Below are 26,497 nucleotides of genomic sequence, written 5' to 3' on the forward strand. Positions count from 1 at the left end.
AATAAAAACGACATTTTTACCGCCACCACCGTCATTCAAGGTTTACCAGCCAATCTCTCGCCGAACCGTGAGATCAGGGGACCTTATATTCATTAGCTGACCATTCAGGCAGGTTTCTTGCAGGCCCCTTCAAAGTGGACAGTCAGTGAAAAATGCAAAAAATCAGGCTTACAAAGTGAATATAAAGTTGTATACAATCATTCCATCGCTGTGACGCCAGCCTGCCCTCTCATCGCCAGGCCGCCACACACACCCTGACTTTGACCAAGTCGACACGAACAAGAAGGAAGACTGCAGTGAGCGCTGACTATCCACGCGACCTGATCGGTTACGGCAGTAACCCTCCTCACCCACATTGGCCGGGCAATGCCCGCATCGCCCTGTCCTTCGTGCTCAACTACGAGGAAGGTGGCGAGCGCAATATCCTGCATGGCGATAAAGAGTCCGAAGCTTTCCTCTCGGAAATGGTCTCGGCGCAGCCGCTGCAAGGCGAGCGCAATATGAGCATGGAATCCCTTTACGAGTATGGCAGCCGTGCCGGCGTGTGGCGGATTTTGAAACTGTTCAAGGAATTCGACATTCCGCTGACGATCTTCGCCGTGGCCATGGCCGCCCAGCGCCACCCGGACGTGATCCGCGCCATGGTCGATGCAGGCCACGAAATCTGCAGCCACGGCTACCGCTGGATCGACTACCAGTACATGGACGAAGCGCAGGAACGCGAGCACATGCTCGAAGCGATCCGCATCCTCACCGAGATCACCGGCGAGCGCCCACTGGGTTGGTACACCGGCCGCACCGGCCCGAACACCCGCCGGCTGGTGATGGAAGAAGGCGGCTTCCTCTACGACTGCGACACCTACGACGACGACCTGCCCTACTGGGAACCGAACAACCCGACCGGCAAGCCGCACTTGGTGATCCCGTACACCCTGGACACCAACGACATGCGCTTCACTCAGGTCCAGGGCTTCAACAAGGGCGACGATTTCTTTGAATACCTGAAAGACGCGTTTGATGTGCTGTATGCCGAAGGCGCCGAAGCACCGAAGATGTTGTCGATCGGCCTGCACTGCCGGCTGATCGGCCGTCCGGCGCGCCTGGCCTCGCTCAAACGCTTTATCGAATACGCTAAAAGTCATGAACAGGTGTGGTTCAGCCGTCGCGTCGACATCGCTCGCCACTGGCACCAAACCCACCCGTATCAAGGGGCCGCGAAATGAGCCGCTTCCAAACCCTGAAACCATCGTCCCTGAGCCGCGACGCGTTTGTCGCCGCCTTCGCCGACATCTACGAACATTCGCCATGGGTGGCCGAGAAGGCCTTCGACCTGGGCCAGGACGCTTCGATCGACGAGATCGAAACCCTGCACCAGCGTATGAGCGACATCCTGTTGAGCGCTGATCACGCAAGCCAACTGGCCCTGATCAACGCTCACCCGGACCTGGCAGGCTTTGCCGCCGTCCAGGGCCAACTTACCGCAGCCAGCACTGAAGAACAGTCTGGCGCGGGTATTCACCAATGCTCGAGCGATGAGTTCCAGCGCTTCACCGAGCTGAACGACGCCTACAAAGCCAAGTTCAAGTTTCCCTTCATCATGGCGGTAAAAGGCAGCAACCGGCATCAGATCCTCGCAGCGTTCGAAACGCGCATTCACAACTCGGTCGACACCGAATTCAAATGCGCGCTGGCGCAGATCAACAAGATCGCGTTGTTCCGATTACTGACCCTATAGCGAGCAGCCCTTGTGAAAAGCCCGGGCGTTTAAAACGCGAAGACCCAAGGGCACTGCAAGCATCCCAAGCCACTTATTTAAAGGCAGACAAGAAGAATGAAAGCTTACGCCGTACCTTTCGAGAAGTTCGTCAACCTGGCCGACGCCCGTCTGGGCACCAAAATCATCTCGGTCACCGATGACTGGTTCGCCGACGCCAACCGTCTGTTCCAACCGACCCCGGCCGTGTGGAAGGAGGGCGTGTTCGATGACAACGGCAAGTGGATGGACGGCTGGGAGTCGCGCCGCAAGCGCTTCGAAGGCTACGACAGCGCGGTAATCCGCCTGGGCGTGCCGGGCTCGATCAAAGGCGTGGACATCGACACTTCATTCTTCACCGGCAACTTCCCGCCGTCGGCTTCCCTGGAAGCCTGCTTCCTGGCCTCCGGCGAGCCCGACGAAAACACTCAGTGGACTGAAGTGCTGTCGGCCGTCGAGTTGCAAGGCAACAGCCACCACTACCACGAAATCAATAACGACCAGGCGTTCAGCCATTTGCGTTTCAACATCTACCCGGATGGCGGCGTGGCCCGTCTGCGTGTGTACGGCATTCCGTTCCGCGACTGGTCGGCGGTTGGCGACAACGAGCAAGTTGACCTGGCCGCTGCCCTGAATGGCGGTCGCGCGCTGGCCTGCTCCGATGAACACTTCGGCCGCATGAGCAACATCCTCAACCCGGGCCGTGGCATCAACATGGGCGATGGCTGGGAAACCGCACGTCGTCGTACGCCGGGCAATGACTGGGTAATCGTGGCGCTGGGTCATGCCGGCGAGATCGAAAAAGTCATCGTCGACACCCTGCACTTCAAAGGCAACTACCCGGACACTTGTTCGATCCAGGGTGCATTCGTGAAGGGCGGCACCGACAGCCAGATCGAAACCCAATCGCTGTTCTGGCGTGAACTGTTGCCAAGCCAGAAGCTGGAAATGCACGCCGAACACACCTTCGCCGAGCAGATCAAGGCACTGGGCCCGATCACCCACATCCGCCTGAACGTGTTCCCGGATGGTGGCGTGAGCCGCCTGCGGGTCCTCGGCAAGGTCGCGAAGTAACACCCGATCGTTCCCACGCTCTGCGTGGGAATGCATACCGTGACGCTCCGCGTCACAGTGGACGCGGAGCGTCCATGTCGGCGTTCCCACGCAGAGCGTGGGAACGATCAAATTCAAAAGATTAAGAAGACCAGCATGCGCACATTGACGATTGAACCGCTGACCAAAGAAGCCTTCGCCCCTTTCGGTGACGTGATCGAAACCGACGGCAGCGATCACTTCATGATCAACAACGGTTCGACCCTGCGCTTTCACAAACTGGCTGTGGTCGAAACCGCCACGCCAGAGGACAAGGCGATCATCAGCATCTTCCGCGCCGACGCGCAGGACATGCCGCTGACCGTCCGCATGCTGGAGCGTCATCCGCTGGGCAGCCAGGCGTTCATTCCGCTGCTCGGCAACCCCTTTCTGATCGTGGTCGCGCCACTTGGCGATGAACCTGTATCAGGCTTGGTCCGCGCCTTCGTCACCAACGGCAGGCAGGGCATTAATTACCATCGCGGCGTCTGGCACCACCCGGTGCTGACGATCGAAAAGCGGGATGACTTCCTGGTGGTTGATCGCAGTGGCACAGGCAATAACTGCGATGAGCATTTTTTCAAAGAGGATGAGCGGTTGATCCTTGCCCCCCACCAATAAGAGAAGAGTCCGATCACTCGACAACAGAGTGACGGGCGAGAGGTAAAGACTGTGGAAGCACATCTGTTGGAATGGCTGAACCTGAGCGTGCGCTGGGTTCACATGATCACTGGCGTGGCCTGGATCGGCGCGTCGTTCTATTTCGTCTGGCTGGAAAACAACCTCAATCGGGTCAATCCGAAAAACGGGTTGGCGGGCGATTTGTGGGCGATCCACGGCGGCGGTATCTATCACCTGGAAAAATACAAACTGGCTCCACCGACCATGCCGGACAACCTGCATTGGTTCAAATGGGAAGCCTACTTCACCTGGCTGTCGGGGGTCGCGCTGCTGTGCGTGGTGTTCTACTCCAACCCGACGCTGTACCTGCTGGCTCCGGGCAGCAGCCTGACCGGCCCTGAAGGTGTTTTGCTGGGCCTCGGTTCGCTGTTCGTCGGCTGGTTTGTCTACTCCTTCCTTTGCGACTCGGCGTTGGGCAAACGCCCAGCCCTGCTCGGCTTCATCCTGTTCGTGCTGATCATCGGCGCCGCTTACGGCTTCAGCAAAGTGTTCAGCGGTCGTGGTGCGTACCTGCACGTCGGCGCGATCATCGGCACCATCATGGTCGGCAACGTGTTCCGCATCATCATGCCGGCGCAGCGCGCCTTGGTGGCGGCGATCGCCGAGAACCGCACGCCCGATCCAGCGCTACCGGCCAAAGGCTTGCTGCGTTCGCGGCACAACAACTATTTCACCTTGCCGGTGCTGTTCATCATGATCAGCAACCACTTCCCAAGCACCTACGGCAGCCAATACAACTGGCTGATCCTGGCCGGGATCGCGGTGCTGGCGGTGTTGGTGCGTCACTACTTCAACACCCGTCACGACAGCCACAAGTTTGCCTGGACCCTGCCCGCTGCGGCGGTCGGCATGATCTGCCTGGCCTACGTGACCGGGCCGGCGCCGATGTCCAACGCACCTGAAGTGGCCAAGGCGCCTGGGACCATCGAGTACCAGCCACTGCCGGAAACCGCCCTTGGTGGTGGTGCCAAACCTGAAGCGGCAAAAACGGCGCCGGCTGCTGAACCGGCTCAGGCGTCCAATCAGGGGCCCTCGTTCGACAAGGTTCACAGCGTGATTCAGGAACGTTGCGCCGTGTGCCATTCGGCCAAACCGACCAGTCCGCTATTCAGTGCGGCGCCGGCTGGCGTGATGTTCGATACCCCCGAGCAGATCAAGCTCCAGGCCCCGCGCATCCAGGCCCAGGCTGTTGCCAGCCAGATCATGCCACTGGGCAACATCACCCAGATGACCCAGCAGGAGCGCGACCTGATCGGTGCGTGGATTGTTCAGGGAGCCCGAACCCAATAAGCAACACAAAAGCCTGTGACAAGCAGGCTTTTGTGGCGAGGGAGCTTGCTCCCGCTGGACTGCGCAGCAGTCCAATCGTGGGGCCGCTCGAATCCGCTCTAAAAAAGCGCGGATTTAATTCCTGACCAGAACGCCAACTTATCCCGACTCTGGACAGTACCAAGGCAACCTGAAATGACGCTCAATCGACTGTTTTTGAACAGCCGAACGGGCATTTTTTGCTTTTAGAAAGCCTTAGCTCAGCTCTTGCTATCAGCATAAAAGCTGACCGAATGGATGATTTTTTACCGCCGCAAGAAAAGGCGCCACACCAGAGCGCCGACCTTAGAAAAATAACGTGGAACCACCTACTTTTTGGGAGCAACCAAATGAAACGTACGTGCACCAGCCTGATGCTCGCGGGATCCTTGCTGGCCGGAGGCCAGACCATGGCCGGCGACTTGCTGCAATGGCAGAACAACAGCCTGACCTACCTCTATGGCAAGGACTTCCAGGTCAACCCGCGCATTCAGCAAACCGTCACCTTCGAGCACGCCGATGCCTGGAAATACGGGGATAACTTCTTCTTCGTCGACAAGATTTTCTACAACGGCGAGAAGGACTTTAACGCCGGCCCAAACACCTATTACGGGGAGTTCCAGCCGCGTATTTCGCTGGGCAAGGTCCTCGACCAGAAGATCGAATTCGGCCCGATCAAAGACGTGCTGCTGGCCATGACGTACGAATTCGGTGAAGGCGATACCGAGTCCTATTTGATCGGTCCGGGTTTCGACCTGGCGATTCCCGGGTTTGACTACTTCCAGCTGAACTTCTACCAGCGTCACACCGAAGGCAGTCGCCCGGGTGATAACGTCTGGCAGATCACCCCGGTTTGGTCCTACACCATTGCGGTGGGCGATTCGAACATCCTGATCGATGGCTTCATGGACTGGGTGGTCGACAACGACCAGAACAGCAAAGGCACCTACCACGCCAACCTGCACTTCAACCCGCAGATCAAATATGACTTGGGCAAAGCGCTGAGCATTGGCGAGAAACAGTTGTACGTCGGTGTCGAGTACGACTATTGGTCAGACAAGTACGGGATCAAGGACAGCCAGGCCTTCAAGACCGATCAAAGCAACACGAGCTTCCTGGTGAAGCTCCACTTCTAATCGTAAAAGCTTCGCGGGCAAGCCTCGCTCCTACAGGTCTTGTGTCGTTCACCGGTTATGTGAACAATTCAAGACCTGTAGGAGCGAGGCTTGCCCGCGAACCACCGCACCGCAAATCTCAAGCCGAAACCGCAGGCTCCACCAACCCCAGAAACCGGCACAGCTCATCCCGCTTGGCCAACGCATCGCGCCGCCCCAGATCAATCAATTCGCCGCAATACCCCGCCTCGAACAGCAGATAACTCAGCACTCCTGCCCCGCTGGTCTTGGTCGCCCCCGGCCCGCGCAAAAACAGACGCAAGGCCGCCGGCAATTCCTGGCGATGCCGCGCCGCAATTTCATCGATCGGCTGACTCGGCGAAATTACCAGCACCTCCACCGGCGCTGCTCCCAATGCCCGACTCGGCGCGCCGTCGGGCAGCAGATGGCTGAACTGGTTCAGACGCTGCAACAACTCGATGTCACTTTCCAGGCTGTCAATGAACGTACTGTTGAGCATGTGCCCGCCGATTTGTGCCAGGGTCGGCTGCTGACCGGTGTAGGCACGTTGCAGCGGCTGTTGCGGGTCGACCCCGCGCGGGTTGCCGCTGACGCCCACCACCAGCACGCGGCTGGCGCCCAAGTGCAGGGCCGGGCTGATCGGTGCTGATTGGCGTACCGCGCCGTCACCGAAATATTCTTCGCCGATTCTCACCGGCGCAAACAGTAATGGAATCGCCGAACTGGCCAGCAGATGTTCGATGCTCAGTTGGGTCGGCACACCAATTCGCCGATGACGCAACCAGGGCTCAATGGTGCCGCCGCCCTGATAAAACGTGACGGCCTGACCGGATTCATAGCCAAACGCCGTGATCGCCACCGCCTTCAATTGCTTTTGCGCGATGGCCTCGGCAATTCCGGGCAGGTGCAGTTTGTCGTTGAGCAAACCGCGCAGCGGCGAGCTGTTGAGCAGGGCCACTGGCACCGGAGCGCCAACCCCCATCAGATTGTGACTGACAAAGCGGGCGGCTTGATGGATCACGCCCGGCCAGTCGCTGCGCAGCACCAGATGACTGCGAAAACCTTGCCAGAAGGCAGTCAGACGCTGAATCGCGCCACGAAAGTCCATTGCTCCGCTGGCCAGGCTGACCGCATTGATCGCGCCAGCCGAAGTACCGACGATCACCGGAAACGGATTCGCCGCCCCCACCGGCAGCAGCTCGGCAATCGCCGCCAGCACACCCACCTGATAAGCCGCCCGAGCCCCACCGCCGGAAAGTATCAACCCTGTAACCGGTTCAGCAGAACGCATCGCAACACTCCATGGCGCTTAAAGGGATCGGTGACTCAACCGCGTTTGGCGTACAGCTTCGGTTCGCCCGGTGGACGGCTCTTGAAGCGGCGATGTGCCCAGAGGTATTGCTCCGGGCATTCGCGCAACGCGCTTTCGACCCACTGGTTGATGCGAATGCAGTCCGCCTCTTCCGTCTCGCCGGGAAAGCCCTCGAGCGGCGCATGAATCGTCAACCGATAACCACTGCCATCAGCCAGACGTTGCTGAGTGAACGGCACTACCAGCGCCTTGCCCAGCCGCGCGAACTTGCTGGTGGCGGTGACGGTCGCCGCCTGAATCCCGAACAACGGCACGAAGATACTTTGCTTGGCACCGTAATCCTGATCCGGTGCGTACCAGATCGCTCGGCCTGCCCGCAGCAGTTTGAGCATGCCGCGCACGTCGTCACGCTCCACCGCCAGCGAGTCAAGGTTGTGCCGCTCGCGGCCACGACGCTGGATGTAGTCGAACAGCGGATTCTTGTGTTCGCGGTACATACCGTCAATGGTGTGCTGCTGACCGAGCAGCGCCGCGCCGATCTCAAGCGTAGTGAAATGCACGGCCATCAGAATCACGCCCTTGCCGTCGTGCTGGGCCTGCTTCAAATGCTCCAGGCCTTCGACATGAGCCAGTTTCGCCAGACGTTTGCGCGACCACCACCAGCTCATGGCCATCTCGAAGAAGGCGATGCCGGTGGAGGCGAAGTTTTCCTTGAGCAGGCGCTTGCGCTCGGCAGCGGACTTTTCAGGGAAACACAGTTCAAGATTGCGCTTGGCAATGCGCCGTCGGTCGCCGGCCACCCGATACATCAATGCGCCCAAGGCGCGACCGACCGACAGCAATGCCGGATACGGCAACTGCACTATCAGCCACAACAGCCCCAAGCCACACCATAGCGGCCAGAAACGTGGAGAAAGAAATGCTGTTCGAAAACGCGGGCGATCCATTAAAGGTTCCGTCAAGACAGTGGCCGCGCATTCTACATCGTTCGACCCGGCTTGCGGCCCGCGGGCGTTCTCGTTATAAGTCTCGGCACTTTTAGTGACAAGCTGTTGTATGCCGACCATGAGCCAAACCGAACCGCTAGACCAAGATCCCGTGTTCCAGTTGAAGGGCAGCATGCTCGCCATTACGGTGCTGGAACTGGCCCGTAACGACCTTGAGAACCTTGATCGGCAACTGGCCGCCAAGGTCGCCCAGGCGCCCAACTTCTTCAGCAACGCGCCGCTGGTGCTGGCCCTGGACAAACTCCCGGCCAGCGAAGGCTCGGTCGACTTGCCGGGGCTGATGCGCATCTGCCGCCAGCATGGCCTGCGCACCCTGGCGATCCGTGCCAGCCGCATCGAAGACATTGCCGCCGCCATCGCCGTCGATTTGCCGGTGCTGCCGCCGTCCGGCGCCCGGGAACGCCCCCTCGATCCCAACGAAGGCATCGTGACGAAAAAACCGGAGAAACCACCGGAACCGACCATCAAACCGACCAAAGTCATTACCTCGCCGGTACGCGGCGGCCAGCAGATTTATGCCCAGGGTTGCGATCTGGTGGTGATTTCGTCGGTCAGCCCGGGGGCGGAACTTCTCGCCGACGGGAACATCCATGTATACGGCGCGATGCGCGGTCGTGTCCTGGCCGGCGTCAAAGGTGACACGAAAGCCAGGATTTTCTGCCAGCAAATGACCGCTGAACTGGTCTCCATCGCCGGCCACTACAAGGTTTCCGAGGATTTACGTCGTGATCCATTGTGGGGCGCGGGCGTACAAGTCAGCCTGTCGGGTGACGTGTTGAACATCATTCGGCTTTAACGGATACTGCCGCATTTTCCAAGCATCTCTAAAACATAGCGAAAACGGCTCAAACGAAGTAGGAAAAAGGCCAAAGGCAGTGTTTACCGGGGGTAAGCACCGCTCAGAACCGGATTCCAGCCAAGGCTGTCCGACTGCAGTAGTTTTTCAAGAGATGTTTTTCAGGGGCTAAACGTCCTTTTCCTTAGGGGTAAAACACCTTGGCCAAGATTCTCGTGGTTACATCCGGCAAGGGTGGTGTGGGTAAGACCACCACCAGCGCCGCTATCGGTACCGGCCTCGCTCTGCGTGGCCATAAAACAGTTATCGTCGACTTCGACGTCGGCCTGCGTAACCTCGACCTGATCATGGGTTGCGAGCGCCGCGTGGTGTATGACTTCGTCAACGTGGTAAACGGCGAAGCCAACCTGCAACAGGCCCTGATCAAAGACAAGCGCCTGGAAAATCTCTACGTACTGGCCGCCAGTCAGACTCGCGATAAAGACGCGCTGACCGTTGAAGGCGTGGAAAAAGTCCTGATGGCGTTGAAAGAAGACTTCGAATTCGTGGTCTGCGACTCCCCGGCGGGCATCGAGAAAGGTGCCCACCTGGCCATGTATTTCGCCGACGAAGCGATTGTCGTGACCAACCCGGAAGTGTCCTCGGTACGTGACTCGGACCGCATGCTGGGCCTGCTGGCCAGCAAATCCCGTCGCGCCGAAAACGGCGAAGACGCGATCAAGGAACACCTGCTGCTGACCCGCTACAACCCGCAACGGGTCAATGACGGCGAGATGCTCGGCGTCGAAGACGTCAAGGAAATTCTGGCTGTCACCCTGCTGGGTGTCATTCCGGAATCCCAAGCGGTACTCAAGGCTTCCAACTCGGGTGTGCCGGTGATTCTCGACGACCAGAGCGACGCCGGTAAGGCGTACAGCGATGCCGTCGATCGTCTGCTGGGCAAAACCGTGGAACACCGGTTCCTTGATGTTGAGAAGAAGGGATTCTTCGAGCGCCTGTTTGGAGGTAGGTAATGAACCTTTTTGACTTCTTTCGTGCCAACAAAAAGCAAAACACCGCGTCGGTAGCGAAAGAGCGTCTACAGATCATCGTGGCGCATGAACGCGGCCAGCGCAGTACGCCGGATTACCTGCCAGCCCTGCAGAAGGAACTGGTGGAAGTGATCCGCAAGTACGTCAATATCGGGTCCGATGACGTGCATGTCGCTCTGGAAAACCAGGGCAGCTGCTCGATCCTGGAACTCAATATCACCCTGCCAGATCGCTGAGTCGATCCGGCGGGAGCCACGGCGGCTCAGGCCCTTACGCACTCCGTAGGCGCGAAGCTTGCTCGCGAAAGCATCATCTCGGTTTATCAGATAAACCGAGTTGCCTGCTTCACGAGCAAGCTTCGCGCCTACAGGGTGCGAGGGTCTGAGTCGCCGTTGGCGTTTGTTACGAGGCTGTTTTAATGCCGTTGTCCAACATCCATATCATCCATCAGGACGCCGCCGTACTGGTGGTGAACAAGCCAACTCTGTTGCTCTCCGTCCCCGGCCGGGCCGATGACAACAAGGACTGCCTGATCACACGTCTGCAAGAAAACGGCTACCCGGAAGCGCGAATTGTCCATCGGCTGGACTGGGAAACCTCCGGCATCATTCTGCTCGCTCGTGACCCGGATACACATCGCGAACTGTCTCGGCAATTTCACGATCGAGAAACCGAAAAGGCCTACACCGCCCTGTGCTGGGGTCAACCGGAACTGGACAGTGGCAGCATCGATTTGCCCCTGCGCTACGACCCGCCGACCAAGCCACGCCATGTGGTGGACCACGAGTTTGGCAAGCATGCGCTGACCTTCTGGCGTGTACTGGAGCGTTGTGGCGACTGGTGCCGCGTCGAGCTGACGCCGATCACCGGCCGCTCTCACCAGTTGCGCGTGCACATGCTCTCCATCGGCCACCCACTGTTGGGCGACGGGCTCTACGCTCATGAGCAAGCTTTGGCTGCTTGGCCACGCTTGTGCCTGCACGCGAGTATGCTGAGTTTTACCCACCCCCAAACTGGCGACCGCTTGCGTTTCGAATGCCCGGCACCGTTTTAAATCTGCCACATGGCGTCACCGCTTCAAAACGAGGATTGAACAGGATGAGTTTTACTGACTCCTTGACAACGCCCGTCAAGAAAACCCGAACCCAGTTGCTTTATCTGATCTACGGCAACCAGGACGTTTACCGGCGCGAAGCCAAGTTCAGCATTTTGACTGCGCTTTCCCATTCGAAGAAAGGCAAGCTTCCCTGCATCCGAGTCCTGACGGATCGTCCGCATGACTACGCTGGCTGGCCGGTTGAAACCGTGTGCCTGACCGAGGAAACCCTGACGCTGTGGCAAGGTGAAAACGGCTATCACCATCGTCGCAAGGCCTGCGCGATGGCCGCCGGCCTTGTGCTTGCAGAAAAGACCTTATTCGTCGACACAGACACCCTGTTCATCAGCGACCCAAGTCGGATCTTCAACCAGATTCAGCCTGGGCATTACCTGATGGACCGCTTTGAGTACGATTGGCAGGATGTCTGCGAGCGCGATGATTACAGGAAGCTCGGCGAATGCCTGCGCACTCATGGCATCACCGCGGACAACGGTTTCAAGCTATATAACAGCGGACTCTGCGGCGTGACTGACGGTGATTCATCGCTGTTCGAAACCTCGATCCGGCTGATCGACGAATGGACCCGCGACAGCTTCGACATTCACACCATCGAGCAAATTGCCCTGTCGTTCGCGATGCGTGACAAACCGGTGCGTGAAGCAAAAAAATACATTTATCACTACTTCGCTGAAAAACGCTTTTTCCATGCCATGCAAGCGTATTTCTTCTCTCAACATGGCGAGCAGTTCAGCCAGAATCTGGTGGAACTGTGCCGCGATGTACCGCGAATCAAACCCTTCCCGTCAGCCTGGCAACGATTGAAAATCAAATGGAAATTGCGCAACCAGAACGGCGCCATGAGAAAAGTCGGTCGCGATTTGTTGTATGGCAGCGCGGCACCGGATCATCCGTACTACGCGGTCTGCCGACATGAGTGGTGGGAATGCGCCGCACGGGAAATTCTTCGCTGGAACCATACCCGTCAGAAACAGCTCCTGGACACTCATCAGACTGGCTGGCCCAAACAATTGCCCAAACCAGAAAAGCCAGAAGATGAACGGATCATCATGAATTACCTGAAGAAGAGGGTAGCGGCAGCTCGTTAACATAACCTGCTAACGTCAGGCCCAAAGCCCTCAGCCAATACGTTAAACTCCCGCCCATTGCTGTCTGGAGCTTCTTATGCGCGAAGAGTTGAACCAAGGCCTGATCGACTTCCTCAAGGCCTCCCCTACCCCGTTCCATGCCACCGCCAGCCTTGTCCAGCGTCTGGAAGCGGCAGGTTTTGTACGCCTCGACGAGCGCGAGCCGTGGAGCACCGAAGCCAACGGTCGTTACTACGTCACCCGTAATGACTCCTCGATCGTCGCGTTCAAAATGGGTCGTCATTCGCCCCTGCATGGTGGCATCCGCCTGGTCGGCGCGCACACTGACAGCCCCTGCCTGCGGGTAAAACCCCAGCCGGAACTGCAACGCCAGGGTTTCTGGCAACTGGGCGTCGAAGTCTATGGCGGCGCATTGCTGGCGCCGTGGTTCGACCGCGACCTGTCGCTGGCCGGTCGTGTGACCTTCCGTCGCGACGGTAAGGTCGAGAGCCAGTTGATCGATTTCAAGGCGCCGATCGCGATCATTCCCAACCTGGCCATTCACCTCAATCGTGAAGCCAATATGGGTTGGGCGATCAACGCCCAGACCGAACTGCCGCCGATCCTCGCGCAATTCGCCGGTGACGAGCGCGTGGATTTCCGAGCCGTGCTCACCGATCAACTGGCCCGTGAACATGGCCTGAATGCCGACGTGGTGCTCGATTACGAGCTGAGCTTCTACGACACCCAAAGCGCCGCGGTCATCGGCCTGCATGGCGACTTCATCGCTGGCGCGCGGCTGGACAACCTGCTGTCGTGCTACGCCGGCCTGCAAGCGTTGCTAACGACCGAAACCGACGAAACCTGCGTGCTGGTCTGCAATGATCACGAAGAAGTCGGTTCCTGCTCGGCCTGTGGCGCCGACGGTCCAATGCTTGAGCAGACATTGCGCCGTCTGTTGCCCGAAGGAGATGAATTCGTCCGGACCATTCAGAAATCCCTGCTGGTCTCCGCCGACAACGCCCACGGCGTGCACCCGAACTATGCGGACAAGCACGACGCCAACCACGGCCCGAAACTCAACGCCGGCCCGGTGATCAAGGTCAACAGCAACCAGCGCTACGCCACCAACAGCGAAACCGCCGGTTTCTTCCGCCATTTATGCATGGCCGAAGAAGTACCGGTGCAGAGCTTCGTGGTGCGCAGCGACATGGGCTGCGGCTCGACCATCGGCCCGATCACCGCCAGCCACTTGGGCGTGCGCACCGTGGACATCGGTTTGCCGACGTTCGCCATGCACTCGATCCGCGAACTGTGCGGCAGCCATGACCTGGCGCATCTGGTCAAAGTGCTGAGCGCATTTTACGCCTGCCGCGAATTGCCGTAGTCCTCAAAGATCAGCTCCTGTAGTGATCCCTGTAGGAGCTGCCGCAGGCTGCTCCTACACACATCACCCCCGCTCATCCGAAAGCCGCCTAGACTTGCAGTACCCCCTCTGCGACAAGGCTGTCACCATGATCTCGATGTCTTCGTTTCACGCCATGCTGATCCCGATTCTTTCCGGGATGATCATGCTGGCCGTCGGCTTCAACTTTCGCGACAAGAACCTCGGTGTGTTTGCAATGTGGGTCGGCATGCTGATGATCCTCGCCACCGTGATCTACAAGATTCTCGCCAAACTCAACGAATAAATCCTTGCGTCCAAGGAAGATCAAAAAATCAAATGATATCCACCCCGACATGAATCGCATCATGGCGCCAAAACTCCAGATCACAGTCAATCAACCGCTCGTGCTGATCGTAATTGACCCGCGCAATCCGCAACCCCGGGCTGCCCACCGACACCCGTAAAGCCGCCGCCGCGTCCACCGACAACGCCGTCGGCACAATCTCGAAGCGCACCCGCCCGTAATGCAAGTCGTAGTGCCGCGCATACAGTTCGGTCATCGACTGATTCAGATCGAAGTCCAGAATCCCCGGAAAAAACTGTGGGTTCAGGTAGTGCTCCACATACAGCACCAATCGCCCGTCAATCCGTCTTGAGCGGCAGATCTGGATCACGCTCGACAGCGCCGGCAACTGCAACCAGGCACACACCGCCGCCGACGCCGGCTGCAACCGCGCCGAGATCACCTCGGTGGACGGCACCCGACCCTGTGCACTGACCATCGCGTGAAAGTGGCTGCGCTGCATCAGGTTATAAGCCAGCCGCGGTGGCGACACGAACCAGCCGCGTCGCTCCTCGCGATAAATCTGGCCCTGGGCCTCCAGCTGCAATAAAGCCTCGCGCACGGTGATCCGCGTGGTACCGAACAACTCACTGAGCTTGCGCTCCGCCGGCAATTTGCTCCCGGGCGCCAACAGGCCGTGGTCGAGCTGTTCCTGCAGAACCTGCCCGATGGCTGTCACCGCTTTGGTGGTCTCAATGCGCATCAACGTTACCTATCTGGACTAGACCAGCACTGATTCAGGGCAGAACCGTGATTCAAATGGGTTCCTTCAACTGCCTGCAAGCCTAGGCACTGCACATGACTGACAGATGACAAAGCCGCCGAACGGTTACGCCAGACACCTGCAATTTCATGGCCAAGTCCTTCCATATCAACCTTTTAGCCATGGTCTACGCTTATCTCGCAGCCCGCGTATCCGAGCGCAGAACATTCAGGCCGACCGGTCGTCGACATCAAAATGTCATCCAGCCCGCCTAAATTGGCTCAGGTATTGCTGACCTAGACCAACACAACCGCAATCGCAGCGTTGAAAACGCCCAAAGGAGCTTCGGATGAAACAGTTTTTCCTGGCATCACTGTTAGGCTCGACCATTGCCCTGTGCACCACCGCCATGGCGGCGGATGATCTGAAAACCCTGGAAGCCGCTGCGAAAGCGGAAGGCGCTGTCAACAGCGTCGGCATGCCCGATGACTGGGCCAACTGGAAAGGCACCTGGGAAGACCTGGCCAAAAAATATGGCCTGAAACACATCGACACCGACATGAGCTCGGCCCAGGAAATCGCCAAGTTCGCCGCCGAAAAAGACAACGCCACTGCCGACATCGGCGACGTCGGTGCCGCCTTCGGCCCGATCGCGGTCAAGCAAGGCGTGGTGCAGCCCTACAAACCCACTACCTGGGCACAGGTCCCGGATTGGGCCAAGGACAAGGGCGGTAACTGGGCGCTGGCCTACACCGGCACCATCGCATTTATCGTCAACAAAAAACTGCTGCACGGTTCTGAAGCGCCGACCAAATGGGCCGACCTCAAGACTGGCAAGTACAAAGTCTCCATTGGTGACGTGAGCACCGCGGCCCAGGCAGCCAACGGTGTACTGGCCGCCGCCCTCGCCAACGGTGGCGACGAGAAAAACATTCAGCCAGCCCTGTTGCTGTTCGCTGACATCGCCAAGCAAGGCCGCCTGTCGATGGCCAACCCGACAATTGCCACCATGGAAAAGGGTGAAATCGAAGTCGGTGTGGTCTGGGACTTCAACGGCCTGAGCTACAAGGCCAAGATGGCGAATCCGGATGACTACATCGTGCTGATTCCGTCCGATGGCTCGGTGATTTCCGGTTACACCACCATCATCAACAAATACGCGAAGAACCCGAACGCCGCCAAGCTGGCCCGCGAATACATCTTCAGCGATGCCGGCCAAATCAACCTGGCGAAAGGCAACGCTCGTCCGATCCGCGCCGAGCACATCAAACTGCCGGAAGACGTGAAGGCCAAACTGCTGCCGAACGAGCAGTACAAAAAGGTCACGCCGATCAAAGACGCCGACGCATGGGAAAAGACCTCCAAGTCGCTGCCACAGAAGTGGCAGGAAGAAGTCATCATCAACATGCCGTAACACGGTAGATCCCCATTCGGGGATCTGATGGAGATCCAATGTGGGAGCGGGCTTGCTCGCGAAGAGGGACTGACATTCAACATTGATGTTGGCTGACAGTCCGCCTTCGCGAGCAAGCTCGCTCCCACAGGGGATTGGTTGCGTACTTGAATCATCTGTTTTTGCGGAGTCCCAGCCCTATGAAGCACAACGTCATCCTTGTCGTGCTCGACGGCCTCAATTACGAAGTCGCGCGCCATGCCATGGGGCATCTGCAGGCTTACGTTGGCGCAGGACGCGCGGCACTCTACAAACTGGAGTGCGAACTGCCGGCCCTGTCCCGACCACTTTATGAATGCATCCTGACCGGCGTTACGCCGATCGTCAGCGGTATCGTTCACAACAACGTCTCGCGCCTGTCCAACCAGCGCAGCATCTACCATTACGCCACCGACGCGGGCCTTACAACCGCAGCCGCGGCCTATCACTGGGTCAGCGAGTTGTATAACCGCTCGCCGTTCGTGGTCGCCCGGGATCGTCATACCGATGACCCCAAACTGCCGATCCAGCACGGTCATTTCTACTGGAGCGACCACTACCCGGACTCGCACCTGTTCGCCGACGCGGAAAACCTGCGCCTGCGCCACGCGCCGAACTTTTTATTGGTCCACCCCATGAACATCGACGACGCCGGGCACAAGCACGGCCTCGACACCCCGCAGTATCGCAATAGCGCTCGCTCAGCCGACATCATCCTGGCTGACTACCTGCAAGGCTGGCTCGACGCCGGTTATCAGGTACTGGTGACAGCCGATCACGGCATGAACAACGACCGCTCGCACAACGGCTTGCTGCCCGAAGAACGCGAAGTGCCGCTGTTCGTCCTCGGCGATGCCTTCAGCTTCAACCAAAACGCCGCACCGAAACAGATCGAAATCTGCGGCGCCGTCTGCGAACTGCTGGGCGTGCCCCACGACAAACCTGTGTGCCGGGAGCTGCTCAAGTGAACGCCATGACCCGTGGTAAATGGCTGGCCACTCTGTGCCTGGTGCCCTTCGCGATTTTCTTCTTCGTGTTCCAGATCGCCCCGCTGCTCTGGATAATGATCAACAGCCTGGAATCGGAGGAGTTCGGCTGGGGCCTGGCCAACTTCAGCAAAATCTTCAACTCGAAGTTCTATTTGCAGGCGATCCAGTACAGCCTCGAGATCAGTTTCTGGTCCAGCGTGTTCGGCATCATCATCGCCATACTCGGGGCCTATTCCCTGCGACGGGTCGATTCGAAACTGCGCAACTTCGTCAACGCCTTCGCCAACATGACCAGCAACTTCTCCGGCGTCCCCCTGGCCTTCGCGTTCATCATTTTGCTGGGGTTCAACGGCACCTTCACCATCATGCTCAAACAGGCCGGGATCATTCAGGACTTCAATCTGTACTCGAAAACCGGGCTGATCATTCTCTATACCTACTTCCAGATTCCGCTGGGCGTGCTGCTGCTCTACCCGGCCTTCGATGCCCTGCGCGAAGACTGGCGCGAGTCCGCCGCGTTGCTCGGCGCCAATGGCTGGCAATTCTGGCGGCACATCGGTTTGCCAGTGTTGACGCCGGCGTTGCTGGGCACGTTCGTGATTCTGCTGGCCAACGCCCTCGGCGCCTATGCCACGGTCTACGCCCTGACCACCGGCAACTTCAACGTGTTGCCGATCCGCATCGCGGCGATGGTCTCCGGTGACATTTCCCTCGACCCGAACCTGGCCAGCGCCTTGGCCGTGGTGCTGGTGGCGTTGATGACCGTTGTGACCATCGTGCATCAGTTGCTGTTGAAGAGGAGCTACCATGTCTCGCGCTGAATTGGGGCCTGTCGGTGTCTATCACCGCGTCGTGGCGTATTTGTTGTTTGCCATTCTGCTGTTGCCGCTGCTTGGAACGCTGATCTACTCGATTTCCAGCAGTTGGTCCGCGACGATTATGCCCAGCGGTTTTACCTTCAAGTGGTACATCCAGCTGTGGAGCGATCCGCGCTTTCTCGAGGCGTTCGGTCAATCATTGCTGGTCTGCGTCGGCTCGCTGATTTTGTCGGTGGTGCTGATTCTGCCGCTGCTGTTCGTGGTGCATTACCACTTCCCGAAACTCGACGCTTTGATGAACATCCTGATCCTGCTGCCCTTCGCGGTGCCGCCGGTGGTGTCGTCGGTGGGGCTGTTGCAGCTTTACGGTTCGGGGCCGTTCGCGATGGTCGGCACGCCGTGGATTCTGATCGGTTGCTACTTCACCGTGGCGCTGCCGTTCATGTACCGGGCGATCACCAACAACCTGCAAGCGATCAACCTGCGCGACCTGATGGACGCCGCGCAACTGCTCGGTGCCAGCACCTGGCAAGCGGCATTCCTGGTGGTGCTGCCGAACCTGCGCAAGGGTTTGATGGTGGCGTTGCTGCTGTCGTTCTCGTTCCTGTTCGGTGAGTTTGTGTTCGCCAACATTCTGGTCGGCACCCGCTACGAAACCCTGCAGGTCTACCTCAACAATATGCGTAACAGCAGCGGCCACTTCACCAGTGCGCTGGTGATCTCCTACTTCTTCTTTGTGCTGGTTCTGACCTGGGCTGCCAATATCTTGAACAAGGACAAAAGCGAATGAGCTATGTCAGCGTCCAACATCTTCAAAAGAGCTACTCTCAAATAGGGCAGTCGGGCACTACCGTGTTCAGCGACATCAACTGCGAAATCAAGAAAGGCGAATTTGTCACCCTTCTCGGCCCGTCCGGTTGCGGCAAGTCCACCCTGCTGCGTTGCATCGCCGGCCTGACCTCGGTGGACGGCGGCAAGATTCTGCTGGAGGGTCAGGACCTCGTCCCGCTGAGCCCGCAAAAACGCGGGATCGGCATGGTGTTCCAGAGTTATGCGCTGTTCCCGAACATGACCGTGGAGCAGAACGTCGCCTTCGGTTTGCGCATGCAGAAGGTCAACGCCGACGATAGCCACAAGCGCGTCACCGAAGTGCTGACACTGGTGGAGCTCAATGACTTCGCCGCCCGTTATCCGCATCAACTGTCCGGAGGCCAGTGCCAACGTGTCGCCCTGGCTCGCTCGCTGGTGACCCGGCCTCGGTTGTTGTTGCTGGATGAGCCGCTGTCGGCGCTGGACGCGCGGATTCGCAAGCACCTGCGCGAACAGATCCGTCAGATCCAGCGCGAACTGGGCCTGACCACGATCTTCGTCACCCACGATCAGGAAGAAGCCCTGACCATGTCTGATCGAATCTTCCTGATGAACGAGGGAAAGATCGTACAGAGTGGCGATGCCGAAACCCTTTACACCGCGCCAGTCGATGTTTTTGCCGCAGGCTTCATCGGCAACTACAACCTGCTGGACGCCGACAGCGCGTCGAAACTGTTGCAACGACCGATCACCCATCGCCTCGCCATTCGCCCGGAAGCCATCGAGCTGAGCCTGAACGGCGAACTCGACGCGCAGATTCGCAGCCACAGCCTGTTGGGCAACGTGATTCGCTACCGGGTCGAAGCCCGGGGCGTGGAATTGGTGGTGGACGTGCTGAACCGTTCGGCGGCCGACCTGCATCCCGATGGTCAGCGCCTGGCGCTTTCCATCGATCCGACGGCCTTGTGTGAGGTAGCCTGATGACTTTGCTGATGTTGAAGAGAGAACTGCACTGATGGCCCTGGCAATTTTTGATCTGGACGAAACCCTGATCCATGGCGACTGCGCCACCCTCTGGAGCGAGCAAATGGGCCGCCTGGGCTGGGTCGATCCCGAGTCGTTCATGCGTCAGAACAACGAACTGATGGACGCTTACAGCCATGGCAAGTTGCGGATGGAGGAGTACATGACCTTCAGTCTGGAACCGATGATCGGTCGCACGCCGGAAGAGGTCGACCATCTGGTCGGACCTTGGGTGGAAGACTTCATCGAGCCGATCATCTTCAGCGACGCCACCAAAGCCATTGCCGCCCACCGCAAGGCCGGCGACCGGATTCTGGTGATCTCGGCGTCGGGCACGCATTTGGTCAAGCCGATTGCCGACCGTCTGGGCATCGACGAGATTCTCGGCATCGAGCTGGAAGTGGCGCACGGGGTGTACAGCGGCCACACCGTTGGCACCCTGACCTACCGCGAGGGCAAGATCACCCGGTTGCTGGAATGGCTGGATGCCGAAGAGGAAAACCTGGAAGGCGCGAGTTTCTATTCCGACTCACGCAACGATTTACCGCTGCTGCTGAAGGTGGATTTCCCACACGTGGTGAACCCGGATCCGGTGCTGCTTGAGCATGCCGAAAAGGCCGGTTGGCCGATCCATATCTGGAAGTAACCCCACCCTTGTGGGAGCCTGCTCGCGATGAACGATAACGCGGTCTTACAGATGAACCGCGTCGCCTGAATCGCGAGCAGGCTCGCTCCCACAGGTTCAGTGCATTGTCCTTAGGTCAGGCTCTCGTCGATCACCAACACCAATTTGCCCGACACTTTATTGGTCGCCAGTTCCGCAAACGCCGCTTCGGCATCCTTGATCGCAAACATCTTGGCCAGTTGCGGGCTCAAACGCCCTTCGGCAAACAGCGGCCAGACATGCTGACCGAGATCACTGAACAAATCGGCCTTGAACTGCTCGTCGCGATTGCGCAGGGTCGAACCCAGCAGTTGCACCCGTTTAGCCAATACCTGCGCCAGATCCAGCTGGGCCTCACGCCCGCCCATCAAACCGATCAACACCCAACGACCGTCGCGAGCCAGCAGCTTGAGGTTCAACGCCGCGTAATTGCCACCCACCGGGTCGAGGATCACGTCGAACGGCGCAAGATCATTCAAGCTGTCCAGATCGCCATTGCGCACTACACCACCCTGTGCGCCCAACGCTTCGCAGTACGCCAGACGCTCGGCGGACCCGACGCTGACCCAGCATGGGTTACCAAACGCCTTGCACAGCTGAATGGCGGCTGAACCGATTCCACTTGCCCCGGCGTGCAGAAGAACTTTCTCACCCGGTTTGAGCGCAGCCAGTTGAAACAAATTCAGCCAAACGGTCGCATACACTTCCGGCAATGCTGCCGCCTCGGCCAGGGACAAACCTTCGGGAACCGGCAACACATGCCGTCCGTCGACAATTACCTCTTCGGCCATCCCGCCCCCGGCAAGCAAGGCGCAAACCCGATCACCGAGCTGCCAGGAAGAGCCCGGACCAACCTCGCTGATCACCCCGGAACACTCAAGACCCAGTACTTGACTGGCCCCCGGCGGTGGCGGGTAAAGTCCTGCTTTCTGTAACAAATCGGCGCGATTGAGTCCTGCTGCCGCCACTCGAATGCGAACTTGTCCTACATCACACGTAGGACTCGGCTCTTCAACCCACTCCACTCGCCCCTCAACGCCTTGCAATGCTTTCACAGTGCCTCCATAGTGAGTCTGGACTGAGCCCGAAGCTGTAGCGCCGGGCTTTTTGCATTATGCGACCGGTCCTTGTGGATCCGGCGACTTCAAAGACGGCCTAATATGCGTTATCAATTGTCCCCGCGTCGAATCAGCATGAAGCATCTGCTCCCCAGCACCGCCCTCGCTCTTGTCATTGGCCTCGGTCTTTTGCCGATGTCGAGCAATTCGTTCGCAGCCAACAGCTGGGACAAGCTTCAGCCCGATCGTGATGAAGTAATCGCCAGTCTGAACGTCGTCGAATTGCTCAAGCGTCACCATTACAGCAAGCCACCGCTCGACGATGCACGCTCCGTGATCATCTACGACAGCTACCTCAAGCTGCTGGATCCATCGCGCAGCTACTTCATGGCCAGCGATATTGCCGAATTCGACAAATGGAAAACCCAGTTTGACGACTTCCTCAAAAGCGGCGACCTGAACGCCGGGTTCACCATCTACAAGCGCTATCTGGACCGCGTCAAGGCGCGTCTGGACTTTGCCCTTGCCGAGCTGAACAAGGGCGTCGACAAGATCGACTTCACCACCAAGGAAACCTTGCTGGTCGATCGCAAGGATGCCTCTTGGCTCAAGACCACCGCCGAGCTGGATGACCTGTGGCGCAAACGCGTCAAGGACGAAGTGCTGCGGATGAAGATCTCTGGCAAAGAGCCGAAGCAGATTCAGGAAATCCTGACCAAGCGTTACAAGAACCAGCTAACGCGTCTTGACCAGACCCGTGCGGAAGACATCTTCCAGGCGTACATCAACACCTTTGCCATGTCCTACGACCCGCACACCAATTATCTGTCGCCGGATAACGCGGAGAACTTCGACATCAACATGAGCCTGTCCCTCGAGGGCATCGGTGCCGTGTTGCAGAGCGATAACGATCAAGTGAAAGTCGTGCGCCTGGTGCCTGCCGGCCCCGCCGACAAGACCAAGCAGGTTGCACCGGCCGACAAGATCATCGGCGTGGCCCAGGGCAATAAAGAGATGGTCGACGTAGTCGGCTGGCGCCTGGACGAAGTGGTCAAATTGATTCGTGGTCCAAAAGGCACCGTGGTACGCCTGGAAGTGATTCCGGCCAGCAATGCGCCGAACGACCAGACCACCAAGATCGTGCCGATCACCCGCGAAGCGGTAAAGCTTGAAGATCAGGCGGTGAAGAAGTCGGTCCTCAACCTCAAGCAGGATGGCAAGGACTACAAGCTCGGCGTGATCGAGATCCCGGCCTTCTACCTGGACTTCAAGGCCTTCCGTGCCGGCGATCCGGACTACAAGAGCACTACCCGCGACGTCAAGAAGCTGCTGACCGAGCTGCAGAAAGACAAGGTCGACGGCGTGGTCATCGACCTGCGCAACAACGGCGGCGGTTCCTTGCAGGAAGCCACCGAGCTGACCAGTCTGTTCATCGACAAAGGTCCGACCGTCCTGGTGCGTAACGCTGATGGCCGGGTCGATGTACTGGAAGACGAAAACCCGGGCGCATTCTACAAAGGCCCGATGGCGTTGCTGGTCAACCGCTTGTCCGCCTCGGCTTCGGAGATTTTCGCCGGCGCCATGCAGGACTACCACCGCGCGCTGATCATCGGCGGCCAGACCTTCGGCAAAGGCACCGTGCAGACCATTCAGCCGCTGAACCATGGGGAACTGAAACTGACCCTGGCCAAGTTCTACCGGGTTTCCGGTCAGAGCACCCAGCATCAGGGCGTGCTGCCGGACATCGATTACCCGTCGATCATCGACACTAAGGAAATCGGCGAAAGCGCCCTGCCGGAAGCCATGCCATGGGACACCATTCGTGCGGCCATCAAGCCTGCGCTTGACCCGTTCAAACCGTATATCACGCAGCTCCAGTCAGAGCATGACGTGCGCACGGCCAAGGACGCGGAGTTTGTGTTCATCCGCGACAAGCTGGCCCTGGCGCAGAAGTTGATGAGCGAAAAAACCGTCAGCCTCAATGAAGTTGACCGTCGTGCACAACACGCCGATATCGAAGCCAAACAACTTGCCATGGAAAACATCCGTCGCAAGGCCAAGGGCGAAGAGCCGCTCAAAGAACTGAAGAAAGAAGACGAGGATGCCATCGCGGCCGAGCCGGACAAGACCAAGCCAGAAGACGATGCCTACCTGAGCGAAACCGGGCGGATTCTGCTGGATTACTTGAAACTCAACACCGCGGTTGCCAAGCATTAAGATGATGGCAATTTAATGTTTACGCTCCCCGGAGCGTTATCAAACAGTCATCATTCTGTCGTGAAATGCAGGACTGGGCGTGCTCTTTAACGAGAGCACGCCCAGTCCTTTTTTTATCGCCAGAGAACGCCATGACAACGACCGAACAGCTGAGTGCCTTGAGCTCAATACTGACTCAAAGCGGTTTGCACAGCCTGTTCCAGCCGATCATTTCCCTCTCTGAACGACGTATCATCGGTTACGAAGCCCTCAGCCGTGGCCCGTCCAACAGTCCGCTGCGACTCCCCCGTTGGATCGCCAAGGCTTCGCGGGCAAAAGTGATCGCCGAAGGCATCGAATTGCCGGAAGAATTGGCCGTGCTGACCGAAATGGGCGTCGATCTGGTCCAGGGTTATCTGCTCTGCCGGCCCCAGGAGCATCCGCCCCGCGATGCCCGAGCCTTGATGCCCAAACAAGACAGCACTGCGGCGGCTCTGAATGATGAAGTCAGTGACCTCAGCGCCCTGCTCAACGACCAACCGGCGGTGACCAGCGACACCCCGACCGCCACCGTACTGGAAGCCTTCCGCCGACAAGCCAACCTGAACTCCTTGGCGGTGCTCGACGAGCAAGGCCAGCCCTGCGGCATCGTCCATCGGCATTCGCTCTCGGACGGTCGAAGGCTGCGATCTTTTGATCTCACTCCTCCTAACCATCCCACAACCTGGGGGCAAAGGGGCTTGCCCGGTCTCCTGTGGCAAGCGAGCTTGCTCGCGCTGGGCTGCGTAGCGCTACTCCGAAGGCCGAGCCCGCAACCGCCACCCACGCAAACTGCAATCGGATTGCTAGATGCGCAACTCATTCGTCGGCAATCATGCCGATACTTCGAAGGAGCAGCCGCCCGAGCGGGCTCGCTTGACGGTGGCTCACATCGGGTTTTCCAGTGAACTTGTCATATTCCGGCGTTCCATCACGTTTCTTCCTGATGTGTTCGCTAACAAGCCCAAGTCGAACGAGGTGGTCCTTGTAGCTCTTCTGAAGCGCATGGTCATCGAGTTCTTCTTGGCTTGAGCCGATGGTCACCACTTTAGACCTAAACACTCCAGCGTGAAGCTCGCGAAACTCCTTATCGCCCTCGATGGTGGGCTCGTGGAAGAAGCGAAGCCAGAGAACCTCAACGTCACTGAGTTCGCCAAAGAGACGCATCAGGTACTTTGACTCAGCATGTTCTACGGCGTTCGAGCTAAGACTACTTGCCACTAGGGACGCCAGATACCGACGACGCGCCTCACTGGTGGCGCGTGAAGCTTGCCGCAAAGATTCCTCAAGCAGGTCGGTAAACTCCTCGTCATCAAGCTCCGAGCGAACCTGCGCCTCTTCCAACTGTTCGATCCTTGCTTGTAGCTTGAATACGAAGTCTGCTATGCGATCAACTCTTTGATTCGGAATAATTGAACCGGCGACTTCCGCAAGAAGCGAACCAGCAAAGGGCACGACGCCAAGAGCTGCCTTCGCACCCGATGCGACATAGTCGATTGCCTGTGTCTTGATCTCATTTGGTAGTTTGCCTCCTGACATCGTTACTCCTCGTGCTGCATCTATAAAGTAGGCGACCTCTCTCCAACGCTTGCTTATCGAAGGACATCGAACTACTGATCAGTATCGCCGCTCGCCAACTCTTTCAACTTGATCTCAGCCAACGGATGCCCGGCCTTCAAAGCGATACGCCAAAACCGCGCCGCTTCCACCGGATCCGGTGCCTTGCTCGGCGTTCCCGCCAGGCTGATCACACCAACCTGATACGCTGCCTTGCCATCCCCCGCCAACGCGGCCAGGCGCAGTAATCGCACCCCCTCCTCGCGAGCCCCAAGACCGACGCCGCGAAAGGTCAGAATGTGGCCGTAGAAGCTCTGGGCGCCGACATCGCCCAGGTTCGCCATACGCGCGAACTGGCCCTCGAGCCAACTCCAGCCTCGCGGCTGACGCACAAACCACGACCAGTGGAACAACCGGCGGGCCAGCCAGTAACTGGCCCGCGCCTTGAGTCGTAAAAACACTCAGGCTTCCGCCGACTCGGGGTACTCGTATTCGAACACCCGCACCACTTCCGAGGCATGCCAGGACGCGGCAGCCACGCCATCGGATGGTCCGGAGAAGCGCCCGAGGCGCTCGACACATTCGAAAAAACCGGTGCGCGGCAAGCGGCTGGCGCCCTGACTGATCACCAGCGAGCTGCGCAACGGCTGCTCGGCTCTGGCATCCAGCGCGGCCAGGTGCTCAAGGGCTGCGGTCAAGGTTTGCATGGCCGGCGTGGGTAGCTGCAAACGCTCCAGCAACGCCCGATAAGTCAAAAGATGGCGCTGACGACGCGCCTGATCCAGCTCCCCCAGCAATCCATCCCAATGTTGACGACTGATGCGTACGCTCACGATTCATCCCTCCATCCCGGCACCGTCAATTCCCAGGCGAGGCTGCGGCGAATAGCAGCGTCGGGTTGACGCTCACCGCTTTCGATCAAGGCGAGATATGACGGGCTGATGCCTACCGTGCGGGCCAGCGCCTCAATGGCGATGCCCTTCCCTTCGCGCAAATTGCGTAGTTGATCCAGACCCGGAAGAATCTGGTCTGGTACCGCCGCGGGAGGCACTGTGGCGTCGCGCGGTGGTTGTTGCTTGATGCCTGCTGCTTTCAGTAGAGCCTGATACTGAGCCCATGGCAGAACCGCATATTCGGGTTCGCCTTCGCGTGTAATTATCTGAATATCCATGACTACC

The 26,497-nt window shown here is 58.6% G+C and carries 28 protein-coding genes and 1 pseudogene; 21 read left to right on the plus strand and 8 right to left on the minus strand.

The window, feature by feature from the left end:
- Positions 1–296 precede the first annotated feature (296 nt).
- The 6 genes from puuE to LOY56_RS17690 all read left to right on the plus strand — a co-directional run bounded on the left by puuE (position 297) and on the right by LOY56_RS17690 (position 5,970).
- The gene (gene puuE, locus LOY56_RS17665) at positions 297–1,223 is read left to right on the plus strand and encodes an allantoinase PuuE (protein ID WP_258616035.1); all 927 of its coding nucleotides are present in this window, start codon (positions 297–299) and stop codon (positions 1,221–1,223) included.
- On the plus strand, positions 1,220–1,735 hold the full coding sequence (gene uraD, locus LOY56_RS17670; RefSeq protein WP_258616037.1) for a 2-oxo-4-hydroxy-4-carboxy-5-ureidoimidazoline decarboxylase: 516 nt from the start codon (positions 1,220–1,222) through the stop codon (positions 1,733–1,735). Before puuE ends, uraD begins: the two co-directional genes overlap by 4 nt.
- 96 nt (positions 1,736–1,831) lie before the next feature.
- Positions 1,832–2,827 (plus strand): allantoicase, encoded by a 996-nt coding sequence (gene alc / locus LOY56_RS17675; protein WP_030131652.1) that lies wholly within the window; start codon positions 1,832–1,834, stop codon positions 2,825–2,827.
- 135 nt (positions 2,828–2,962) lie between these two features.
- Positions 2,963–3,466 carry an ureidoglycolate lyase gene (locus tag LOY56_RS17680; RefSeq protein ID WP_258616040.1) on the plus strand — a complete coding sequence of 168 codons (504 nt, stop codon included), beginning with the start codon at positions 2,963–2,965 and terminating at the stop codon, positions 3,464–3,466.
- A 51-nt stretch (positions 3,467–3,517) separates the two neighbouring features.
- Positions 3,518–4,816, plus strand: a complete 1,299-nt coding sequence (locus LOY56_RS17685) for a urate hydroxylase PuuD (RefSeq protein WP_258616041.1) — start codon at positions 3,518–3,520, stop codon at positions 4,814–4,816.
- Between the two features lie 368 nt (positions 4,817–5,184).
- Positions 5,185–5,970, plus strand: a complete 786-nt coding sequence (locus LOY56_RS17690) for an outer membrane protein OmpK (RefSeq protein WP_258616042.1) — start codon at positions 5,185–5,187, stop codon at positions 5,968–5,970.
- 118 nt (positions 5,971–6,088) lie between these two features.
- Here the strand turns inward: LOY56_RS17690 and LOY56_RS17695 are convergent, their stop codons facing one another.
- Together LOY56_RS17695 and LOY56_RS17700 are read right to left on the minus strand one after the other, a co-directional pair.
- Entirely contained in the window at positions 6,089–7,261 is a 1,173-nt protein-coding gene (locus LOY56_RS17695) for a patatin-like phospholipase family protein (RefSeq protein WP_258616043.1), read from the minus strand.
- A 35-nt stretch (positions 7,262–7,296) separates the two neighbouring features.
- On the minus strand, positions 7,297–8,229 hold the full coding sequence (locus tag LOY56_RS17700) for a lipid A biosynthesis lauroyl acyltransferase (RefSeq protein ID WP_258616045.1): 933 nt from the start codon (positions 8,227–8,229) through the stop codon (positions 7,297–7,299).
- A 118-nt stretch (positions 8,230–8,347) separates the two neighbouring features.
- Here LOY56_RS17700 and minC point away from each other — a divergent pair, with 118 nt between their 5' ends.
- The 7 genes from minC (at position 8,348) to LOY56_RS17735 (ending at position 13,991) form a co-directional block, all read left to right on the plus strand.
- Positions 8,348–9,085: a septum site-determining protein MinC gene (minC, locus tag LOY56_RS17705; RefSeq protein ID WP_258616046.1), complete on the plus strand. Its 738-nt coding sequence runs from the start codon at positions 8,348–8,350 to the stop codon at positions 9,083–9,085.
- Positions 9,086–9,285: 200 nt separating this feature from the next.
- Positions 9,286–10,098 (plus strand): septum site-determining protein MinD, encoded by an 813-nt coding sequence (gene minD / locus LOY56_RS17710; protein WP_258616048.1) that lies wholly within the window; start codon positions 9,286–9,288, stop codon positions 10,096–10,098.
- Positions 10,098–10,352 (plus strand): cell division topological specificity factor MinE, encoded by a 255-nt coding sequence (minE, locus tag LOY56_RS17715; protein WP_223487640.1) that lies wholly within the window; start codon positions 10,098–10,100, stop codon positions 10,350–10,352. Before minD ends, minE begins: the two co-directional genes overlap by 1 nt.
- Before the next feature lie 182 nt (positions 10,353–10,534).
- A complete protein-coding gene (locus tag LOY56_RS17720; RefSeq protein ID WP_258616053.1) occupies positions 10,535–11,170 on the plus strand; it encodes an RluA family pseudouridine synthase in 636 nt (211 codons plus the stop codon).
- Positions 11,171–11,214: 44 nt separating this feature from the next.
- Complete coding sequence (locus LOY56_RS17725) at positions 11,215–12,321, plus strand: hypothetical protein (protein ID WP_258616054.1); 1,107 nt, start codon at positions 11,215–11,217, stop codon at positions 12,319–12,321.
- 76 nt (positions 12,322–12,397) lie between these two features.
- The gene (locus LOY56_RS17730; protein WP_258616055.1) at positions 12,398–13,687 is read left to right on the plus strand and encodes a M18 family aminopeptidase; all 1,290 of its coding nucleotides are present in this window, start codon (positions 12,398–12,400) and stop codon (positions 13,685–13,687) included.
- A 127-nt stretch (positions 13,688–13,814) separates the two neighbouring features.
- Positions 13,815–13,991: a hypothetical protein gene (locus LOY56_RS17735; RefSeq protein WP_258616058.1), complete on the plus strand. Its 177-nt coding sequence runs from the start codon at positions 13,815–13,817 to the stop codon at positions 13,989–13,991.
- A 28-nt stretch (positions 13,992–14,019) separates the two neighbouring features.
- Here the strand turns inward: LOY56_RS17735 and LOY56_RS17740 are convergent, their stop codons facing one another.
- Entirely contained in the window at positions 14,020–14,733 is a 714-nt protein-coding gene (locus tag LOY56_RS17740; RefSeq protein ID WP_258616060.1) for a UTRA domain-containing protein, read from the minus strand.
- A 349-nt stretch (positions 14,734–15,082) separates the two neighbouring features.
- On the opposite strand from LOY56_RS17740, the gene LOY56_RS17745 reads away from it, so the two are divergent.
- The 6 genes from LOY56_RS17745 to LOY56_RS17770 all read left to right on the plus strand — a co-directional run bounded on the left by LOY56_RS17745 (position 15,083) and on the right by LOY56_RS17770 (position 20,451).
- Positions 15,083–16,147, plus strand: a complete 1,065-nt coding sequence (locus LOY56_RS17745; protein WP_258616063.1) for an ABC transporter substrate-binding protein — start codon at positions 15,083–15,085, stop codon at positions 16,145–16,147.
- Between the two features lie 179 nt (positions 16,148–16,326).
- A complete protein-coding gene (locus tag LOY56_RS17750; protein WP_258616065.1) occupies positions 16,327–17,133 on the plus strand; it encodes an alkaline phosphatase family protein in 807 nt (268 codons plus the stop codon).
- Between the two features lie 5 nt (positions 17,134–17,138).
- Entirely contained in the window at positions 17,139–17,975 is an 837-nt protein-coding gene (locus LOY56_RS17755; protein WP_258622754.1) for an ABC transporter permease subunit, read from the plus strand.
- Positions 17,962–18,762: an ABC transporter permease gene (locus LOY56_RS17760; protein WP_258616068.1), complete on the plus strand. Its 801-nt coding sequence runs from the start codon at positions 17,962–17,964 to the stop codon at positions 18,760–18,762. Before LOY56_RS17755 ends, LOY56_RS17760 begins: the two co-directional genes overlap by 14 nt.
- The gene (locus LOY56_RS17765) at positions 18,759–19,763 is read left to right on the plus strand and encodes an ABC transporter ATP-binding protein (protein WP_258616070.1); all 1,005 of its coding nucleotides are present in this window, start codon (positions 18,759–18,761) and stop codon (positions 19,761–19,763) included. The genes LOY56_RS17760 and LOY56_RS17765 overlap by 4 nt, the downstream gene beginning before the upstream one ends.
- 34 nt (positions 19,764–19,797) lie before the next feature.
- Positions 19,798–20,451: an HAD family phosphatase gene (locus tag LOY56_RS17770; RefSeq protein WP_258616073.1), complete on the plus strand. Its 654-nt coding sequence runs from the start codon at positions 19,798–19,800 to the stop codon at positions 20,449–20,451.
- A gap of 110 nt (positions 20,452–20,561) precedes the next feature.
- On the opposite strand, the gene LOY56_RS17775 is transcribed toward LOY56_RS17770, so the two are convergent.
- Complete coding sequence (locus LOY56_RS17775) at positions 20,562–21,524, minus strand: zinc-binding dehydrogenase (RefSeq protein ID WP_258616075.1); 963 nt, start codon at positions 21,522–21,524, stop codon at positions 20,562–20,564.
- A 138-nt stretch (positions 21,525–21,662) separates the two neighbouring features.
- Between LOY56_RS17775 and LOY56_RS17780 the strand changes: the two genes are divergently transcribed.
- Together LOY56_RS17780 and LOY56_RS17785 are read left to right on the plus strand one after the other, a co-directional pair.
- Entirely contained in the window at positions 21,663–23,744 is a 2,082-nt protein-coding gene (locus LOY56_RS17780) for a carboxy terminal-processing peptidase (RefSeq protein WP_258616077.1), read from the plus strand.
- Between the two features lie 131 nt (positions 23,745–23,875).
- Positions 23,876–24,397 (plus strand): annotated as a pseudogene (locus LOY56_RS17785) (EAL domain-containing protein); the annotation flags it as partial.
- A 184-nt stretch (positions 24,398–24,581) separates the two neighbouring features.
- On the opposite strand, the gene LOY56_RS17790 reads toward LOY56_RS17785, so the two are convergent.
- The 4 genes from LOY56_RS17790 to LOY56_RS17805 all read right to left on the minus strand — a co-directional run bounded on the left by LOY56_RS17790 (position 24,582) and on the right by LOY56_RS17805 (position 26,490).
- The gene (locus LOY56_RS17790) at positions 24,582–25,301 is read right to left on the minus strand and encodes a hypothetical protein (protein WP_258616078.1); all 720 of its coding nucleotides are present in this window, start codon (positions 25,299–25,301) and stop codon (positions 24,582–24,584) included.
- A 71-nt stretch (positions 25,302–25,372) separates the two neighbouring features.
- A complete protein-coding gene (locus LOY56_RS17795; protein ID WP_258616079.1) occupies positions 25,373–25,780 on the minus strand; it encodes a sel1 repeat family protein in 408 nt (135 codons plus the stop codon).
- Positions 25,781–26,152, minus strand: a complete 372-nt coding sequence (locus tag LOY56_RS17800) for a hypothetical protein (protein ID WP_007898892.1) — start codon at positions 26,150–26,152, stop codon at positions 25,781–25,783. It lies immediately after the preceding gene.
- The gene (locus LOY56_RS17805; protein WP_258616081.1) at positions 26,149–26,490 is read right to left on the minus strand and encodes a helix-turn-helix domain-containing protein; all 342 of its coding nucleotides are present in this window, start codon (positions 26,488–26,490) and stop codon (positions 26,149–26,151) included. Before LOY56_RS17805 ends, LOY56_RS17800 begins: the two co-directional genes overlap by 4 nt.
- Positions 26,491–26,497: the final 7 nt, after the last annotated feature.

The organism is Pseudomonas sp. B21-048, from assembly GCF_024748615.1.
Taxonomy (GTDB): Bacteria; Pseudomonadota; Gammaproteobacteria; order Pseudomonadales; family Pseudomonadaceae; genus Aquipseudomonas.